Origin of the sequence: Symbiopectobacterium sp. RP, from assembly GCF_050472005.1 — a bacterium.
In the GTDB taxonomy this organism is placed as follows: Bacteria; Pseudomonadota; Gammaproteobacteria; order Enterobacterales; family Enterobacteriaceae; genus Symbiopectobacterium.
In genome coordinates this window covers 2314436-2333937 of sequence record NZ_JBGOGS010000001.1, presented here as the reverse complement: position 1 = coordinate 2333937, position 19502 = coordinate 2314436, and the positions used below count along the sequence as shown (strand labels likewise).

At 56.7% G+C, this 19502-nt stretch carries 10 protein-coding genes; all 10 read right to left on the bottom strand.

Features of this window, described 5'->3' with window-relative positions:
• Positions 1-155 precede the first annotated feature (155 nt).
• Positions 156-1061, bottom strand: coding sequence for a helix-turn-helix transcriptional regulator (locus ACD630_RS15420; RefSeq protein WP_430359572.1), 906 nt, complete (start codon positions 1059-1061; stop codon positions 156-158).
• A gap of 79 nt (positions 1062-1140) precedes the next feature.
• Positions 1141-2484, bottom strand: a complete 1344-nt coding sequence (locus tag ACD630_RS15415) for a salicylate synthase (RefSeq protein WP_430360080.1) — start codon at positions 2482-2484, stop codon at positions 1141-1143.
• Positions 2484-4154 carry a (2,3-dihydroxybenzoyl)adenylate synthase gene (locus ACD630_RS15410; RefSeq protein ID WP_430359571.1) on the bottom strand — a complete coding sequence of 557 codons (1671 nt, stop codon included), beginning with the start codon at positions 4152-4154 and terminating at the stop codon, positions 2484-2486. The genes ACD630_RS15415 and ACD630_RS15410 overlap by 1 nt, the downstream gene beginning before the upstream one ends.
• Positions 4147-4851 carry a class I SAM-dependent methyltransferase gene (locus ACD630_RS15405; RefSeq protein WP_430359570.1) on the bottom strand — a complete coding sequence of 235 codons (705 nt, stop codon included), beginning with the start codon at positions 4849-4851 and terminating at the stop codon, positions 4147-4149. The genes ACD630_RS15410 and ACD630_RS15405 overlap by 8 nt, the downstream gene beginning before the upstream one ends.
• Before the next feature lie 3 nt (positions 4852-4854).
• Positions 4855-5496, bottom strand: coding sequence for a thioesterase II family protein (locus ACD630_RS15400; protein WP_430360079.1), 642 nt, complete (start codon positions 5494-5496; stop codon positions 4855-4857).
• A gap of 121 nt (positions 5497-5617) precedes the next feature.
• On the bottom strand, positions 5618-6082 hold the full coding sequence (locus ACD630_RS15395) for a hypothetical protein (protein WP_430360078.1): 465 nt from the start codon (positions 6080-6082) through the stop codon (positions 5618-5620).
• Complete coding sequence (locus tag ACD630_RS15390; RefSeq protein ID WP_430360077.1) at positions 6042-6383, bottom strand: Gfo/Idh/MocA family oxidoreductase; 342 nt, start codon at positions 6381-6383, stop codon at positions 6042-6044. Before ACD630_RS15390 ends, ACD630_RS15395 begins: the two co-directional genes overlap by 41 nt.
• An 8-nt stretch (positions 6384-6391) precedes the next feature.
• Positions 6392-7516 (bottom strand): saccharopine dehydrogenase NADP-binding domain-containing protein, encoded by a 1125-nt coding sequence (locus ACD630_RS15385; RefSeq protein ID WP_430359569.1) that lies wholly within the window; start codon positions 7514-7516, stop codon positions 6392-6394.
• A complete protein-coding gene (locus ACD630_RS15380) occupies positions 7513-12921 on the bottom strand; it encodes an amino acid adenylation domain-containing protein (RefSeq protein ID WP_430359568.1) in 5409 nt (1802 codons plus the stop codon). The genes ACD630_RS15385 and ACD630_RS15380 overlap by 4 nt, the downstream gene beginning before the upstream one ends.
• Positions 12918-19427 (bottom strand): amino acid adenylation domain-containing protein, encoded by a 6510-nt coding sequence (locus ACD630_RS15375; RefSeq protein ID WP_430359567.1) that lies wholly within the window; start codon positions 19425-19427, stop codon positions 12918-12920. The genes ACD630_RS15380 and ACD630_RS15375 overlap by 4 nt, the downstream gene beginning before the upstream one ends.
• Positions 19428-19502 lie beyond the last annotated feature (75 nt).

The window sequence follows — 19502 nt, the reverse complement described above, 5'->3', positions numbered from 1 at the left end:
AGGAGTACTTGTTGTTCAGCATGTCCATCCCTCAACGCAGCAAAAAAAACGAAATGATAATTATTTTCGGTGCGAAGAGTGTAGGGGGAGGTCCGATGCCACCCCAGCGAACTTAACTATGATAAAAGCCAAAATAGTTGTGACGGGAGCCAGAATCAGGCGTTGAGCGCATCACGGGGGCAACGACCAAACTTGCGACGGTAAGCGGTAGAGAAATTGCTGGGATGTTGATAGCCAACATAATAAGCAGCCTGTTTCACTGTCCACCCTTCTGATTCCAACCCTTTTCGCGCACGCATCAGGCGCTGCTCCCGCAAGAAAGAGAACACGGATTGCCCCATCACCGCAGTAAATTTGCTTTTGAGCGCACTGATGCTGATCCCGGCTTCACGCGCCAAATCGCACAGGCAGTGATTGTTATCCAACTGGGCGAGCAGTTTGTCGCGGACTTTTAGAATGCGCACCGTATCCCGACAGGGTACGGTGTAAGGCATCAAGGACGGCGTCTGTTCTACAGCGCGTAGACCCTGCGCCAACAGATCCAACACGCAGCTATGAATATGCAAACGTCCAGGCACGCAACTATCACACAGAGTAAACAGGCTGTCAGCCAACGTCAGGGTGTGATGCGGAACCATAAAACTGTAAATACCTTCATGCTGTAGCAAGCGTTCAATCTGCTGTGCCAACTCACCATCAACAATACGCCGTGGTGCCGCCTGAATAACCAGACTACGGCTATGATGGCCGCGCGGATTGCGGCACCAGAGGCGGAGTGGGCTGCGAGTGGCAATCACTTTGGCCACGCCAAGTTCCATCACCAGCATACGGCCATCATCCAGATAATAATTTGGCGTGTCACCGTCCAGAGTCAACAGAATGGTCAGGCACTGTTTAAGCGTGGCACTGCGATAATCTTCTTCGCGGGTAGTGATGTCGTTAAGGCAAAGATCGATCCCATACGGCAACGTCACGTCCCGCAGCGTACCTTCTAACGCGACCTCATGGGTCGGGCTTTCTGCCTCGACCATTTCACATTCATAGTCCCAATGACATGCCAAATCGCTTAATTGTTTTAGCGATGAGAGGTGTTGTACTGATGACATGTAACCCTTCCTCCAGTCCCTCGATGTTGCATCCTTACCGCGTTTTTTGCTGGAAGACCAGATAAGGCGCAATACTGTCCAACTTTTCCTGCGTTTCAGTGAATTCACGTATAGGTGATGACTGGGCAATCACCCCAGCCCCAGCCTGTAACCAACGCTGATGGCTATCCTGAAACGCAGAGCGCAGCACCAGTGCCGCTTCAAAATGCGCTTTGCCGTCTAACCAGAGTATGGCACCGGAGTAGAGTTCTCGTGGGGATGATTCAAGTCGGGCAATTGCCGACAGCGCGGCACGTTTCGGCACGCCCGTGGCGGTTATCGCGGGAAACAGAGCATCAAAAGCGTCCCACGCATCCTTCCCGAAGCCCAATTCACCGCTAACGCGCGATCCAAGGTGTTGCACGTTGCCGCGCTGCCGTACCGACATTAAATCATTGATAACTACACTCTCCGGCTGGCACAGCCCTTGCATTTCCTCTACCGCCGCTCTGACTGACATGACGTGCTCAACAATCTCTTTGTCGTCGCTTAAGGAATGGTTCAGCAATGCGTTTGGCGGCGCGGCATCCTGATGCTTTACGCTGGTGCCCGCCAGCGTGTCGGTACTCACCTTGTCCTGTTCGACGGACATCACCAACTCAGGACAAAAACCGACGGCTTCCCGCTCTCCCTGCCGCAATAAAAACGTGCGCACTGGCGTATTGGCCTGGCGTCCACGCAGCAGCGTTGCTGCCATATCCACCGATTGTTTCAGAGGCATGGCTCGCGCTAGGATCACCTTGCTGTAGTGAGCATCGTTAATTTCTTCAATCGCCTGGCATACCCGCTGGCAGTAATCGCCCTGATCGCAGGCGAGTTCGGCAACGTGCGCCAGTCGGGCATCCCCTCCTCGACGTTTCGCCACGGCAACGGCGCTCAATATCCAATCAGACAACTGCCGACAACGCAGTGCATCCCCCGCTAACACGGTGACGCCGTTATCGCAAAAAATCAGCTCATCACGCGGAACAATCAGGTTCAACACCGGCCAGCGCCCCGGTTTGTATGCGTGTTCCTGCACACAAAGCGCATAGTGAAACCCCGCTTCGCCATAGATGCGCAGATTTTCACCGCCATGTGCCGCTTGAAAGCGACGGGCATACTCCGCAGGCGATCCCTTGACGCGTGTAGTATTGATGCCGTTATCGGTAATGGTGGTCGCCTGCTCGCCAGCGGCATCGACGGTTAACGATGCTCGTTGCCCTAACGCGAGATACCAGCAGGATTGACGCTCGTAGACATAATGGTCTTCCCCTTTCAATTGGTTGAGCAGTTCTGCGATAACTGGCAGCGTTTGAGCCTCAGGCAAAATCAGATGCCGTCTACTGTGATATCCCATCATGGTTGTTCCTTTACCTTTACCTGTTCCCTTACACGACCGAGAATGCGCGCCGTTAGTGCCTGTTTATTGATTTTTCCCATTGGGGTAAGCGACAATGCTTTTACCACGATCAACGTGTCGGGCCATCGCGATGTGGGCACGCCCTGTTGTTCCAAAAAAGCACACAAATCCGCCAACAGCAGTGAACGTTTGGCGACTACCACCGCATGCACCGTTTCATCCAAGCCAGCCACAACGGCCACGTCACGCACATCAGGATACATGCGCAACGCATCCTCTATATCCCTCACCCCCACGGACTCACCGTGGCGGTTGATAGTTTCCTTGATGCGCCCTTCGACGCAAAGATTGCCATCCGGTAAACGTCGGACCCGATCGCCGCTACGGTAAAACTCCTCAGACGTGAACGACTGCCCACCTGAAGGACCAGAGCGGAAATACCCTCGAATCGTATAGGGTCCGCGCACCCATAGCTCACCCGTGTTACCGGGGGAAACGGCAACCCCAGCGTGGTCCACAATGCGAATATCGTCATCCTCACACAACGGCCGTCCCTGCGTGGTAAGGATGGTGTGTGGCGTATCGTCCAGCCTAGTCGCAGTGATCGGCCCTTCCGCCATACCAAACACTTGTTGTAATTGGCATCCGAAACAATTCAGCATCTCGCCAGCCCGAATGGAATCCAGTTTGGCACCGCCCACCTGAATCAGACGCAGCGACCGTAAATCAGGAAGCTCACTGTCCAGTGCTTCCAGCCAGCATTGGCTTAACGACGGCACCAATGTGGTGAGTGTGATACCAAAACGGGCAATTGCTGCGAAAGCATCTTCCGGTGCTGGCGTGGCCGGAACCACCACGCAACCGCCGCGCGACCACACCCCTAACGCGCCGGGACACGCCAATGAAAAATTGTGCGCCATCGGCAAAGCCGCCAAATAGCGATCCCGCTCACTCAACGCGCACAGGTCGGCACAGCGGTGAAAGTTATAAGCATAATCGGCGTGGGTGCGCGGGATCAGTTTCGGTATGCCGGTTGTTCCGCCTGACAGCAACAGCAACACAATGTTGCCCGCCTCATCCCCGGGCGACGGTACAGCGATCATCGTCTCCTGACAAAAACAAAAGCGATCCGTTTTGCCACTGAAAAGTGTACGGCACCCGTATTGAGCCAGTTGTGTAGTCAACGCATCGTTTTCGCTCTGGCAAAGACGAGCGCTCCCTAGGTAACATCGGGCGCCAGCCTGCGCCGACACCTGAAGTACCGTTTTGGTACACAGTGTCGGCACGAACAATACCGGCACAGCACCAATCAGCAATAAAGCAAACAGGGCAACGGCGAAATCAGCGCCATTTGGCAGCTGCACCAACACCGTGTCACTGGGAGAGACCCCATGTTGACTGAGCATAGTGGCAAAACGCCTGCCCTGACCAATCAGTTTCCAATAGTGCCAAGCGTGCCATTCGGCAATCAAGGCGATATGTTCACTGTAGGCTTGTTGCCAACGGATAATATGGGTGGATAGCGTATCCGCTTGCCAGTAGCCCACATCCTGATAGTGCTGGGCAACGTCCGGCGGCCAGGCAAGCGTTGGCGACAATCGCCGAGCATCGGTATCGTACAAACGGGTATCGGTCAGATGAGCATCCTGCGTATCATTATTATGCATAAAGCACCCCGGCCTGAGCGGTGAGACGTTCTGCGCGCAACCCCGCTTCCTGCGCAAGTTCCGCCAGACTAAATGTGTGCCAGACGCTCTGATTACGAATCACCCGCGCCGGGCATGGCCCGCCGCGTACCGTCCAGCAGGACGTCAGCGGCATAGTATCGTCTGGCCCCGGTTCGCCTTGCAATGATGCGGTGTAATGCCGTTTACCTACCGTTTCACAAGCGAGCGGAAAGGCGGGCAGCACGATCGGTTTTTCCAGAGGCAGTAATTCAAGAAAAATCGGCGCGCCAGACGACAGGCGCGGTAATAGTAGCTGCCACAGCTGCTGACGCTTTTCCCGGCACAGATGCCCCAATACGCCATAGGCCACCACTGCGCCCAGTTTTTCAGGCAGATGCAGTTGATCCACGGGTTCTGCGAGCACGGTCACGCGCTGACGCAGCTGCGGATCGTTGATAACACGGTGCATCAACACGGCGCGCATGGCCGATGCCGGTTCCACTGCCAAAATGTCACACTGTGGCACGCCATCGGCAATGGCTGCGACCGTGCGCCCGGTTCCCGCCCCGAGATCCAGGATCGGTTCACCATTTAACGTGGTGGCCGCAAGGCGTTCCCGCAATACGGTATAGCCTTCTGAATGTGCTCTGGCCAGCAGATCATAATATTCCGCTACGGGTGAGTAGAAATCGTCCATCGTTTATCTTTTTGTACAAGGGGTGAGCGAGGAGAGAAACGCCTGCTGCACTGTGTCAACCACAGCATCCCGTTGCTGATTGATAAAGAAATGATCACCGGGGAAAATATGCACCTGACACGATGCTGAGGTGTAATCGGCCCAGGCACAGGCACAGGCTTGATCAGCGGGAAAATCGGGATCGTCCCGTCCGGCAAGTACATCAATCGGGCAGCCAATCACAGGAGTGTTATGAGGCCGATAATTTTCGATCAAGCGATAGTCACTGCGGATAATAGGCACCAGCAGCGCCGCCAATTCTGGCGACTCCACCAGCGCGTTGTTGCGCGGATTCAAACGACGCAGTTCGGCCAGAATATCGCTGTCACTGCTGCGATGAACCACGCTGTCGCGCGGGTGGTAACGGGGCGGCTGCCGACCAGATATAAACAGATGTCGCGGCGGCATGCCCTGCGCTTCCAACTGGACCGCCAGCTCATGCGCAATCGCACCGTCCATGCTGTGCCCCAGCAATGAATAGGGTCGCGTCGCAATATCGCATTGAAACTCAGTCATCAGCGTGGCCAGCAAGCGTGACATGTCATCGATAGTCGCTTCAGTAAAACGATCTTCTCGTCCTGGATATTGCACGGCAGCCACGGCGATCTGCGTATCAAACAGCGTTGCCTAGGCGCGAAATGCGCTGGCCCCGCCTCCGGCATAGGGCAGGCAAACCAGCAGCGGTTGCGACGCCGAGGGCGGAGAAAAAAACGCAAGAAATGACATGTCATTCGGCCTCCTGTTGGCACAGCGCCACCTCAGCTGGCGTAGCGGGTTCAATCAGCGCGAGGGGACCAAGCAGTGTTGAAATCTGGTGCCAGCTGCGTATGACGCTCAATGTCCAAGTGGATTGACTCTGAGCCAACGCTGGATTTCCGATACTGGCGATAAAGGCATCCAGCGCCCGATTGATCGCCTGTGGGCATTGGGTATCGAACACCACGCGAAAGCTGTTAGGCTCACTGCCCGGCAAGGTGCTACTGCTCTGCGCCGCCAAGCGTTCTGTGCCCGGTCCGTCCAACACCAGACGGTGCGTGGCATCGCGGTGAGTGTGCAAGCGCTGCTGCCACAGGGCTGGACCGTGCGTATCCGCCAACGTCAGAATGCCGCTCTCTGTAGCTAGCGTCATCCGATGCAGCAAAAACGCATGGTTATCGGCATCCCCTAGATGGATCTGGTTTTGCACGCGCAGAGTGACCGGGACACCGCCGATATCTCCCCGAATTGTGGTGTAGAGGCCGCTTTGAGCAGGCTGCGCCAGCGTTAGTCGACAAGGTTGTAAACGCCCCAGCGCGCACCACCACGCAGGCCAGCGTCACCGTATCCGGCAGCGCATCCACCGCGTGATAATGCGCGATGCCCAGCTCACACGCACAGCGTGCCGAAGCTTCAGAGCCGCGCGACAGGATCCCGAGCAGTTCTATGTCCGGGTGTATCGCCAATGCGCGAAGATAAAAACGGCCAAATGCGGTGCCGCACACGACGGCCTTCATTTTGCTGGTCATAGCTTTCCCTCTTCGAGGCGTTCATCAGGCAGGTATTGGCGAATCTGCGTGCCCGGATGTAGACGGACAACGTCGTTAAAAGTTTGTGTCGCCATCAGGATGTCATCCGCGAAATGCACGCCGGGGGCAATATCACCGCGCAATAACGCATTCACCGTGCTCACCGTAACGGCGGCGGTCAACGCAGCGCTACTGTCGGTGGAGATCAGCGCGCGGCGGCGCGGTGTGTGGTGGGGGATAAGATCGAACACCAGTCGGTAATACGGTGAGTGCCCCAGCAGATCGAGTTCGCTGGCCTGTTCAACCTGTGCCACCGCCTGCGCCAAGCGTTCAGCACTGTTGACCCAACCGCGTAAACCGGTCAGCGTCTCACGCAAGAAGCTGCCGCTAAACACGTTATACCAGCGCAACTCGCGCAATTGATGACGTAAAGCCAGACGCTCGGCATCGCTACTGAGAAACGGAAGCAACGTTACTTCACCGGGGAAATGCGCCAAATCATGATGCAATTCTGTCGGTAGCCGGCGTAAATGCGGCTCCCCCTTGACCCAGAAGGCGCTCGCTTCGCCATACCAGTAGCTACTGGCCGCCATCGTACCGTACTGATTGTTGACCGACAGCACCAGATCCCCGGCTGCCGCACCGCGTACGCTTTCACGCCCGCCGCTGTAAACAGTAATGGCATCATCAGGCTGCACGCCCAGCCAGTCAGGCATCAAATTGGCCAATCCCGGCAACATGCCAGCCGAGAGCACTGCGGTCCAGCCCCGCGCGCTGGTCGGAGTTTGTTGCAGCAAATGCCATACCGGTGCATCGCCGGATACATCGATATAATGTGCACCAGCCAGTGCGGCACTGCGCGCAACCCGATCGAGCACCAGGTAGGACGGTCCCGCACAGTTCACCACCAGTGCGCACCCCTTACAAAAGGCATCCAGTTCCTCTTGCTGATAGAGATCGACCACCTGAGCCTGCGCGTTGACCCGCTGCGCTAGCGTTTGCAGTGCCTTGGACTGTCTGGCTCCGAGACGTAATGAGTATCCTGCCGCGCCTAGCCAGTGGGTAACTTCTCGTCCGATACTGCCTGTCGCCCCCAGAATCGCGATGCAAAACCGCTTCACAGCGCCTCCTCCGGGCGGGCCTGCCGTGCGATACAGTCAGGCAGAGACGCGGCGTGTTGCTGCGTGATGCAACTAAAATGATCGCCTGGCGTGTCCACCACGGTCAGATCGCCAAGGCTAAGACGTTGCCAATATTCGGTGACATCCTGCGGCGTACCCGGCAACAGTGGATCGCTCGCACTGTTACGTATCAGCACGGTTTTTCCCGTCCAAGGTGCAGGCTGATGTTCCCCCACGGCGGCCATGCAATGATGGAACAGCGCGTGGCGCTCAGCAAACGCCTGCACTTCACCTTCGGGAGCAAGGTAGGCCCCCTGCTCATCACCGCTGGTTTGCAAGGCGCGCAGTCGCTCACTCAGCGGTTTCATCGCCCATTGGCTCAGCGCGTCGCCGACGGGCTGATAGGCCTCTGGCAAGCGGTCGAATACACCAGCGGGGATGTGGGATGGCGTTTCGCGCAGCACGTGATGAACAACCTCTACCAGCGTCGATTCCGATGGCAAACGTAACGCTTCCATGCATCCTCCGTGTGAACGCGCAAACACATATTCAACCAGACGCGCATCGTCCACGCGCGGCGGCTGCCAAGCGCTGATCACCACCAATTGTTGCACACCGACGCCGCGCTCACTGAGCTGAAGAGCCATTTCTGCTGCCAGCAATCCCCCAAAACAGTAGCCGATTAGCGTGAAGCGCTCTCCGAGTTCACACAGTGCATCGACATACTGTCCTGCCAGCCGCACTAACGCCTGTGACGGTGGTAACGACATAAACGCTGTCGGAGAAGGCAGTTCAATCCCAATCCCGCGGGAATAGACGGATTTATCCAATACCGGCAACAAGCAACGGTAGGGCTGCATATCGCCACTTCCCGCATGTAACAGCACACAGGGTGGGGGCGACGCGCTCGCCGTTTCCCATAAGGTCGCCAGCGGAACTTGTTCAGGTGAAACCACTGTTTGTGTTTTTTCCATCTGACGCAGCCGTGCAGAAAGGGCTTTCAACGTGGGTTCTTGCAGTAAGTGACGCAGCAAACTGCCCCAGGTCAGAACACTGGCCGCAGCGACGCGCTCCCGCAGTCGGCCAATCATGCGCGACAGCAATAGAGAATCGCCGCCACAAGCATAAAAATCTGCGTCCCGCGTGACGATTTCCGTGTCGAGTACCTCGCTCCAGATGGCAGCAATATCATGTTCCAATGCGTCATACAGCGCATCTCCTTGCGCCTGCGATGCCTCGATTGACGCGTGGCTCACCAGCATTTTCGCTAGCGCCAGCCTGTCTATTTTGCCACTCGCATTGCGCGGCAAAGCATCCCAGACATGCAACTGTGTCGGAATCATGTACGCCAGTAAGCGCGTTTTCAGGTACGCTCGCAGGCGTGTATCGCACACCGCGGCGCGATCTGTTTTAAACTGAGCGATAAAGACGCCCTGTCCCGACGTTGCCAAAGCACTGTGCTCAGCGGGTGAGCAGTCAAGCAGCGTCGCCCCCGCCTGCTGCAATAAATCGAGCCACTGTTCACGAGTAAAGAAGGTCTGATCGGTCTCCGCGCGCAGATCGGTAAGCCCGGTCAGTTCGGGGAAAAACTCCATCGACACTAACAGCGAGTAGTTATGACGTCGTACCGGTTCAATGAACACCAGAATGCTACCCGGAGTCAGCAGTTGCGCCAAACCGGCCAGTACGTCGCCCGTATGTCGCGCATTGTGCAAGACGTTGGCGCACAGGATGACGTCCATGCTATTGGCCTGCATCCCCTGCGACGCAGCGGGCAGGTTCATATCAAACAGTCCGTAGTGCATACCGTCGTAGTCAGCAAAGTGTTTACGCGCTTCTGTCAGGAAAAACGTCGACAAATCGGTAAACCAGTATTCAGTACCATAGGCCGCCAGAGCAGGAACCAACTCGCTGGCCGTTCCCGCCACCCCCACTTCCAGCAGGCGCAATGGGCGATCGCACTGCTTCGCAAATTCGGTAATGGCTGCAATAGCAATGGCATTCATGCTGCGGCTCGCCACGTTATCACGATAAGAAGCCTGCGCCGTCGACAGTTCACCCTGTGGAAACAACAGCCCGCGCACATCCCGCTCACCGTGAAACAGCCCTGCCAGATCTTCACTGCACGCCCTGATGTAATCCAACGTTAGACTGCCATAGCGAGTACGCTGTTCGAGGCGGTCAACCTGTTGCCAAGCGTCATCAAGCGCCGCTTTATCGCTAGCAATCAGGTCACGGTAATGACCTTGCGCATCGCGCGTTAACGCCCGAGCGCCAACCAAGGCATCCAACCAACGACACAGCAAGCGTTGATGGGGCTGTGCCACGTGGGTTGCCTGATATATCTCGTTCAACGAGTGACGATCCTCTTCCGTACCGAATAACTCATCGGCCCGTAAGCAGGCTACCATCGCCAGCATTGCTACCCGGTCCGCCGCTGCCATCAGCGCCGTGAAAGGCGGCGCCTCCATATCCCGTTCAAGCTGTTGCGCACAGTCACGAGCGGCATCTGTCACCGAGGTGACGGCGGACTGCTGTCCAGCAGCCGTTTCGACCACACCGTGCAACGACCCCTCTGCCGTCAACAGCGCTACGCCATCCACAACTGCCGGATGTTGGCGCAGCGTTGCGGTGATCTCGCTCAGTTCCACTCGATGGCCGTGGATTTTCACCTGCTGATCATAACGACCAAGAAATTCAATGCGACCATCAGGCCAATAGCGTCCTCGGTCACCGGTAAGGTAGCGGCGTTCACCATTACGCGCGATAACAAAACGTTGCGCGGTTTTTTCGGCATCCTGCCAGTATCCGTCAGCCAGACTGGCTCCGGCGATGGCAATTTCTCCTGCCACCCAATCGGGACGGTCATTCATGGCATCGTCAAGAACGTACAGGCGCTGGTTTGCGAGGGGCGCACCATAAGGGGCATGAGTCCAGTGCGCCTCAAGCGTATTGACCGGGCAGCATACAGACCAAATACCCGCCTCAGTGGCCCCACCCAGAGCGAACAGCTCAGCAGATGCCTGTAACGCCGCTAGCGATTCCGTCAGGCTACGCGGCACCCAATCCCCGGAAACTAGCGCCACGCGCAACGGTGTCAACGGTTGCCGGACATCGCACAGCATCTGCAACTGTGACGGCACGCTGTTCCACAAGGTGATGTCATGACGCTGGATTTGTTGCACCCAGTGTGCCGGATCGCCCTGCTGCACAGCGTGGGGATAGACCAGACGCCCTCCGGCGGCCAGCACCCCGAACAGGTCGTAAACGGAGAGATCGAAGGAAAGATTAGCCAGCGCCAGCATCGCATCCTGCGGCCCCATGGCAAAGCGGTGGTTGATGTCGGCCAGCGTATTCCAGGCAGCCCGATGAGACACAACGACGACTTTCGGTGTGCCGGTAGAACCTGAGGTATAAATCAGGTACGCAGGCTGCTCCGGTGCCACTGACACCGGCGTGAAGTCGAGCACTGGCGGTTCACACCGCCAGTCAAGCACGTTGATACCTGCGGGAAGCGAGGTAGGCTCATCGGCAATGGCCCAGGCAATGTCTGCATCTTGCAACATAAGGTCACGGCGCGCTGTCGGTTGATTCAGGTAAAACGGCACATAGCATCCCCCGCACAGCAGCGTTGCAAGCACGGCCAACGCCTGTCCCCGCCTCTTGTCACAGAAAATGGCAACCCGCTGCGAAGGCTGATGCCTCGCCTGCTGCAACCGTGCAGCCAGCCCAGTGGCCTGTGCCAGCAGTTGTTGGTAGCTCAGTGCACCGTGCTCATCAATAACTGCGATAGCCTCGGGACGTCGTTCAGCCTGCGCCACAATCCCCTGATGGAGTAACTGGGTCGGGGAAATCTTACAGGACGCGTTGGCATACTGACGCGCATGGCACAATGTGGCAGGCAGCGACACCGGGCGAATCTGTTGCATACAGCCCTCACCTTCTTCAATTAACCTATTGATAAAACTGCAATACAGTTCGAACGCTTGCTCAATCAGAGCCGGGGGAAACAGCGACTCGCGCGAATCCCACACCAGCAGGATCCCTTCTGGCTGTTCCACCACCTGGCAATCGATTAATACCTGCGGCGTTTGAGTCATGCCTTGAACAATGTAATAGCAGGCCTTTTTCCCATCGCGGTTTGCACGTTGCCCTAACGTGATGGTAAATACCATGGGCATTAACTGGGCTTCCCCGCGACGTCGAGAAAGCGCTCTGAGCAGTTCCAACCCGGAGTAGCTGGCCTGATCCATCGCATCACACAGGCGCTGACTGAGCACACGCAGTTGCTCACCAAACGGAACCGCACCTTGTAAATCAACTTCAAGTAGCACGGTGTCGGTAAAATTACCCACCACGCGCTGGATATCGGGATGCTGTTGGTCGCGCCGAAACACGGGCAAATTTAACGTGAAATGACGCTGTTGACTGTACAGTGCCAGCACCTGCGCAAACGCCACGAGCAACAGTACGCTCAACGTCACCTGATGTTCTCCAGCCAGTACGCTAAGTTGTCTGACCTGACCCGTCGACAGACGTCGATGACGGCGCAGAAACGGCGCATCAGCCGCGGCTTCGACCAGCGGCAGTTGCGGTGAGTCTGGCAGCGTATCAAGGCGCGCCAACCAATAGTGTCGATCGTCTCGATAGCGTTTTCCTTCACGTGTGGCGCGCCGCGCAATAACGCAGTCACGAAAAGTAATATCCGGTGCGGGGGGAAGCTGTTCCGGATTGAATAACAGCAGCGCAAGCTCATCAACCAATAGATAGAGGCTGGCCGCATCCAACTCGATCAGTTCAACAGCCAACAGCAACTGCGTCTCTCGGGCCAACCGGACCGCATGCGCCGCGAACAGCGGCCAAGTGGCGTAGTCGACCGGGGCTGACAACAAGGCATCGCGTAGCCGCTCCACGGCGCGCTGCGCCGGTTCAGTGCCAAGATGGCGTAGATCGCTGGTGGGCAACGCAAAATCAGGCACCGTTGACAGGACACGCTGAAAGCCTTCCTCTTTCACTACCACCCGTAACATGTCATGGCGCGCAATCAACTGCTGCAATGCCTGCTCCAGCCGCGTGTGCTCCAGTGCCAGCGGAAAACTCACAGCAAGAAAACCGCGACACGCCAGACCGCCGTAAGTAAAAGCGCTGTAACGCCCGATCAGCCACGCCTGCTGAGTTTCCGTTAGGGAGAATAGCGTAAAGCGGCCTTGACGATCACAGTGAATCGCCTCGTTCTCATTCCTACTTGCCAGATAGACCAACAGCGCAGGCTTGTGTTCGCGCAGCGCTTCTTTCACCGTTTCACTCAAGGTTCCAGCAGGCGCACGAAAGTGCAGATTATTCCCTTCGCTCCACAACTCGATGCCTTCTAATTCCAGTGTGGCAACAAAATCGGCGATATTCATAGCGATCCCTCCTCCATTCGAGCTCGGTCGGCTAAATGACTTTCAACGCAGGCACACAGGCCAGATAAGGTGGCGTCAGAGAAAAACTCCCTTATAGTCAGATTGATAGAAAATCGTTCGCACACCTGAGCGACTAGATTTGTCCCCAGTAACGAGTTACCGCCCGCACGGAAGAAGGAATCCGTGCCCGATGGCAGTGGCCCTTCCATGAGTTGTTGCCACAACGTGGCAATCGTATGCTGCAACTCACTGATTTTCTTGATCTGTGGGGACGCTGAGCGCGGTGACGACATGGCTAACTGACGCCTGTCGATTTTCCCGCTGGGAGTCAGCGGGCAGCTGGTAACAGCCGATATTTCCCCAAGAATCGCATAGCCCGGCAAGGTGATACGCAGTTCATGGTGTAGTGCGCTTAGAAGCGCCTTGATCTCTTCTTCAGCAGCATCCATCTGGACATAAGCGTGCAGTCCTGCCGTAGCACCCTCGCCCTGCACTACGGCAACCGCGTGACGTACCTGTGGATGACGCAGCAAGATGGATTCAATTTCACCCAGTTCAATTCTGTGACCCTGTAACTTAACATGATTATCGATGCGTCCTAAAAACTCCAGCACACCGTCTGAGCGGTAGCATCCGCGATCGCTAGTGCGATACCAGCGACACGGGTAATCACCGTTGAAGTGCAACGCCGTCAAACGCGCATCCGCACAATAGCCGCGCGCTACCCCCAATCCGCCAATCCACAGTTCGCCGGGTACCCAGTCAGGCGTGTCATTGCCCAATGCGTCCACTACGCGGAAGCGCTGATTCCTCAGTGGGAAACCGTAGGGAACCGTGTAGCACCCTTCCGGTAACGGTGACGACATTGGCCATATCGTGGACCAGATAGCGGCCTCTGTGGCCCCGCCCAACGCAAACGCCTGTGCTGACGGCGCGGGCGTACGCAGCTGCTCGCCGCTGTCATGCTCCACCCAATCTCCCGACAACAAGGCAATACGTAGATCGGGTAGCGTCACTTGCCGCGCACAAGCCAAGGTGTGCAGAATATCGAACAGCGACGGCACACTATTCCATACGCTGACACCGTGGGTAGACATCAACGTTAACCATCGGTCCGCATCATGGTGGGGCGAGTCCTCCGCCAACACCAATAAGCTCCCCACACTCAGCGCAGCGAACAGATCAAACACCGATAGGTCGAAATCCAGCGCGGAAACGGCCAGAAAGACATCTTGTGCCGAGATATCAAGTTGCTGACACACTGCTTCCAGCGTATTGAGTACATTACGGTGTTCAATCATCACGCCTTTGGGTTCCCCGGTGGTTCCGGAGGTAAACAGCACGTAGGCGAGCGTATCGTCCGACGGAATGATCGGTGCCGTTAGCGGCGCGTTGTCAAGCAATGAAGCCAGCGAATAGGTCGGTATGGAGAACGAAAGTTCGTTGTCGCAGATGACGGCTTTCGCTCGCCCCTTACGGCAGAGCAGTTCGTGGCGCGCGGCGGGATGAGCCTGATTGAGAGGCAAGTAGGCCGCCCCGGCTGCGAGGATACCGAGCAACGCCACCACGCGCTCGCTACCTGGCGTCAAGCACAGTGCGACACAATCACCCGTGTGGATGCCGCGACGTAGCAGTCCGGCCGCAACCGTGAGCGCCTGTTCACACAGCGCATCGTAGCTCATGTAGGCGTTCACACTATCCCACAGCGTCGGACGCTCAGGCCGCTGCTGCGCCTGGCTGAAAAAGGCATCATGCAGCACCCGATGGCTTGGCATCGGACCACCGGTTGTGTTGGCCTGAAGTCGTATCTGGCGCTGCGCAACGGGCAAATCCCTAATCGGCGGCGCAAGCCAGTCGTTGCCTGCTAACGCGCGCAACGTGTGACAGTACCAGGCAAACATCTGCTCGACCATGTCGGGCAAAAACAGCTCTTCCAGATAATCCCAACTGAGCAACACACCATCGACTAAATTAATGGCCTGATGATCAAGCCACACCTGCGGCGTTTGCGAACTGGTACTGGTATAGTTCGGCCAAGGCACCGCCTTAGCCAGCGCATCGGCCACCCCCAGCATACTGCTGAATACCACCGGTGCGGACTGCATCTCATTGCCTGTCCGCTGTGCCAGCGCACGCTGTACCGAAATAGCGGACACTGAGGCATGGCCAAGATCTCGCCACACTTGTTCCTGCAACCGCTGGGAGTGCCTTAGCCAGCTCTCGGCGTTATCGGCGTGATACTCTGCCAGCGTTAGCGAGGTAAAATCCCCTACTACACGGTTGATATCGGGATGAAGCGGCTGGCGATCGAACTGCGTCAAGGTGATTACCAACGCTTTTTGCCCACTCCACCGACTCAGCGTTTCCGCAAAACTGCTCAAGAGCAGCACCGAAGGGGTAATTCGCGCCTGACGCGCGCGATCGCTGAGCTGTCGCCACAGTGCGGGCTCGAGTTGCGCTTCCAGTCGACGAAAACGTGGCGTAATGATGGCAGCAGGTAGCATACGTGTCGGCAATGCGGGCGCAGGCGGCAACGCATCAAAGCGCTGCTGCCAATAGACGATATCTTCTTTCGTCTGCCCCTGCTGCGCGCGCCAGCACTGATAATCGCGGAATTGTATCGCCAGCGGGGGGAGTTCGGTCTCCGGATTTTGGTAGCATTCGAACCATTCACTAAACAGCGTCAACATGCTTAAACCATCGACAATCAAATTATCGAACAACACAGCCAGTCGCGATTTCCCTGCACCATAGTCAATCAACGTAATGTCGTAGAGCCTGCCGCTACCGGCAGACAGAGTCTGATGCGCCATTAGGTTTCTGAGCAGCGCCAACTGTGCTGACGCATCCGTAAAATGCCGTAACTCATTGTAACAGAAGTAAAAATGCGGAACTTCTTCCATGATGGACTGCTGACCATCCTCGCCGATAACACAGCGCAGCATGTCGTGCCGCGTGACCAACTGGTTCCAGGCTTGCTCAAGACGCATCAGATTGGCGTGTTGCAGTTCGTATTCGTGGTAGCACTGGGCGGCGATATCGCCCAGTACGAACCCGTCTCGTCGTCCCAGCCAATAGGCCTCCTGTACGTCATTCAGCGGGAACGAGTGATAACGCTGCGCAACATCGTGGTATAAACGGATCTGTTGTTCGGGCGTAACGTCACGCAGCGTTGCAGCAAACGCGTGCAGCGCCGGATGGCGAAACAATGACGCTAGCGAGCCATGAAACCCCTCCTGGGGCAGGCGGCTGATTAGCCGGGTAGCTATCATGCTATCGCCCCCGAGAGCAAAAAAGTTCGCCTCACGGGTAAGCGTGTCCAGATCGAGCAATGCGCCCCACAGCGTAGCCAGCACCTGCTCTTCCCGGCCGACGGGAAGTCCCCCCGCCCGTTCATCACGCAGTCCATTCAGATAGGACTGCACCTCGTCACGAATGGCGGCTCGGTCAATTTTGCCATTGGCCGTCAAGGGCACACGGGCGATACGTATCAGGTGTTCAGGCACTTCATACTCAGGTAACCACGCCTGTAGCGCCTGTTTGATGCTCGCCATCTCGGTGGCCTCAGGACACACCAGCGCAGCGGCTACCTGTTGCGAAGGGGCTTCGACTACCACAACAACCGCTTCATCTACCTCCGGAAGTCGCGTTAACGCGCCTTCAATTTCCGCCAGTTCAATACGATATCCACGGACCTTGACTTGACCATCGGTGCGCCCGCAGAAAATCAGCACACCGTCATCGCGGTAGTAGGCCCGGTCGCCGGTGCAATACCAAGTCGCCCCCTGCCGTACGACAAACTTCTCCGCACTGCGTTGCGCATCACCGATGTAACCGTCCGCAAGCCCAGCAGCAGTGATCCACAGTTCCCCTTTCACCCCATTCGGGCAATCGCGTTCCTGTCCATCCAGCACCCGACAGCGCATGTTCGCCAGCGGCTCGCCATACGGGGCCGCAGGCCACCAGGGTTCATCCGGAGTGACGATGTAGCAGGTAGCGTGGATTGCCGCCTCTGTCATGCCGCCTAGGGCCGCAAAGCGCGCTTGAGGTGCCAATGTCCATAACTGATGTGGCAAGGGGTACAAGATTCGATCGCCGCCCACCATTACCAGCCGCAGCGACTGCGGCCCCCCCCGGTCATGGGCCGCAATGGTCAACATCTCCACTTGCGCAGGCACCGCACTGATAACGCTAACCTGCCAGCGTGCCATCAACATCGTCCATGCGGCCGCATCGCCCCACTGAGGCTCTTCGACCACGGCCAGCAAAGCAACGATGCCGAGGAAGGTGAAAATATCAAAGGCCGACAGATCAAAATCCAGTGCAGAAAGCGTAATGGAACGATCGCTGACGCTGAGATCAAAACGCCGGGCGACTGCATCAATGGTATTGGCAATCGCCCCATGGCTCAATACCACACCTTTTGGTGCGCCAGTACTACCGGAGGTAAAAATAACGTAGATCGGCGCATAATCCGGCTGGATGATAGGTTCTTGCAACGGGGTGCAGGCCAACGCAGTGCTGAGCGCCACGAGGGAAGACACTGCAGGCCAATCGAGAGGCGTCAGGCTCACATCGTCAGTCAGAACCCAACGCACCTGAGCTGCCTGGTAAATATGCTCACGACGCACCAGCGGTAATGCGATATTGCAAGGGACATAGCAGCCTCCCTCCGCCAGCACCCCTAACACCGCGACAATCTGCACCGCCCCCTTGCGGTGGGTAATGGCCACCTTGTCGCTTGGCTGTATGCCCTGTTGCACCAGATACGCTGCCACGCTCAACGCCTGACGCGTCATCTCACCGTAATGCAGCACACCGTGCTCACCCCACTGCAAGGCGATAGCATCGGATTCTCGCTCAGCTTGCATGAAGAACCGGTGCAGCAGCGTCGGCGCACTGGCAGGTTCGATAATCTCTGGCGGCCAGGGTGCTACCGGCGGTGGCACTGGCAGCGGACGCTGCCAGCACGTTATATCGTCAAGCAACGCGTGTACCTGTTGCTGAAACCCGTAGAACATGGCATCAATCACACCGGGTGCAAACCTGTCAGTACACACATCCCAATTCAACATGATGCCGTTCAGGTATTCCGTAGCCTGTGCGTCAATCAACACCTGCGGCCCCTGAGAAACAGACCATACCGGCTCTCCTAACACCGCGCGCACTTGCGGTTCAAAGAGATCGCCCAGTGCCAATGTGCTGGTAAACACCACCAGAGCCAGGCTGGTATTGCTCTGCTGTTGCCGCGACAGATCGCGTAACACATCAACGCCACTCCACGCCGTATGAGCCAACGCCTGATGAAGTTGGGTTTGCAGCTGACGCGCTTGCTCGATAATGCTCGCGGCACTCCCCGGTTCAACGCTAATCAGCACCGAGCTGGAAAAATCCCCCACCAGCCGATCGGCATCTTCTATCTCTCCATCACGGGAAAATACCGGCAGGTTCAACAGAAAGGGAGCCCTGCCACTCCATAGGCCAATACACTCACCAAAGCTCGTTGCCAATACTACCGGGACGCTCAGCCCGGATTGGTGACTCATTGTCGTCAATTGCTGCTGCGTAGGATTCAGCCACAGATAGCGTCTTTCGGTTACCGGTGCGGTTTTTTCTGATGACTGAAGGGGCAAGGTAAGTGATGTTGCCAAGCGGGATAACTGTGTTTGCCACCAAGCTCTGTCATGATCACGACGGTGTTGATGCTTCTTTTGCCAGCGTTGTTGGTAGTCACGATAGCTTGTCCTCAACGGTGGTAACACATAATCCAGTTGGCGATAGCATAGCGCCAACTCACGCAGCAAGATACGCAAGCTCGCGGCATCTCCAGCGATCATATCTAAATCGATATGCAGCCGACTATCTCCTGTTGGCAGCAGCGATAACGCCAAAATCAGCGTCTTACCATTGGTGATATCCAGCTGCTGATGGGTATAGCGCTGACGCAATGCGGCCAAAAGTCCGTGGCATTGCTCCGCAGACAGTTCGCGCAAATCATTAATCTGTAGCTGACAAGGACTATCTGGGGCAATGTGCAGACGCGCATCCTCATCGATACGCAACCGCAGCATGTCATGCCGTTGAATCAGGCGGTGCAGAGCACTCGCCAGCCGTTCTGGATCGAGCGCTTTGCCATCCATCTCAGCATAAAAATGAGCGCTTACGCCCCCAAGCTGTTGCCGCTCGTTACGCCCAATCCAAAAAGCATGCTGCATAGTGGCAAGTTCGAACCCTGGCGTATCGCACGGCTGTGCATCAGCATCGGTCACCGCGCGATACGCTTCGGCAGCAGATATCACCTGACGCCACTCTTTTACGGTCCGTTTACCGATAAAATCCGAGAAAGTGACGGCGATCCCCTTGCGCCGTAACCAGGTCGCGGCACACATGGTGTGCATAGAGTCCATACCGTAGTGCATCAGATTCCTGTCGTCGTGTAATGCTGCTTCGGGAACATCGAATATCCTGCTCAATAAAGGGATCAACAGCGCATCCTTTTTGGCCATCTGGTTCACTCTCCTTTTGCTTGCAGAAGTCCAACTCCGGCTTGACTCACTGACAGAGACCTATGATGTTTATTT

Bases quoted from the DNA above. Each gene is read 5' to 3' on its own strand.
- ACD630_RS15390 (WP_430360077.1), bottom strand. From the start codon at position 6,383: ATGAAGGCCGTCGTGTGCGGCACCGCATTTGGCCGTTTTTATCTTCGC.
- ACD630_RS15380 (WP_430359568.1), bottom strand. From the start codon at position 12,921: ATGAATATCGCCGATTTTGTTGCCACACTGGAATTAGAAGGCATCGAG.
- ACD630_RS15415 (WP_430360080.1), bottom strand. From the start codon at position 2,484: ATGGGATATCACAGTAGACGGCATCTGATTTTGCCTGAGGCTCAAACG.
- ACD630_RS15375 (WP_430359567.1), bottom strand. From the start codon at position 19,427: ATGGCCAAAAAGGATGCGCTGTTGATCCCTTTATTGAGCAGGATATTC.
- ACD630_RS15410 (WP_430359571.1), bottom strand. From the start codon at position 4,154: ATGCATAATAATGATACGCAGGATGCTCATCTGACCGATACCCGTTTG.
- ACD630_RS15405 (WP_430359570.1), bottom strand. From the start codon at position 4,851: ATGGACGATTTCTACTCACCCGTAGCGGAATATTATGATCTGCTGGCC.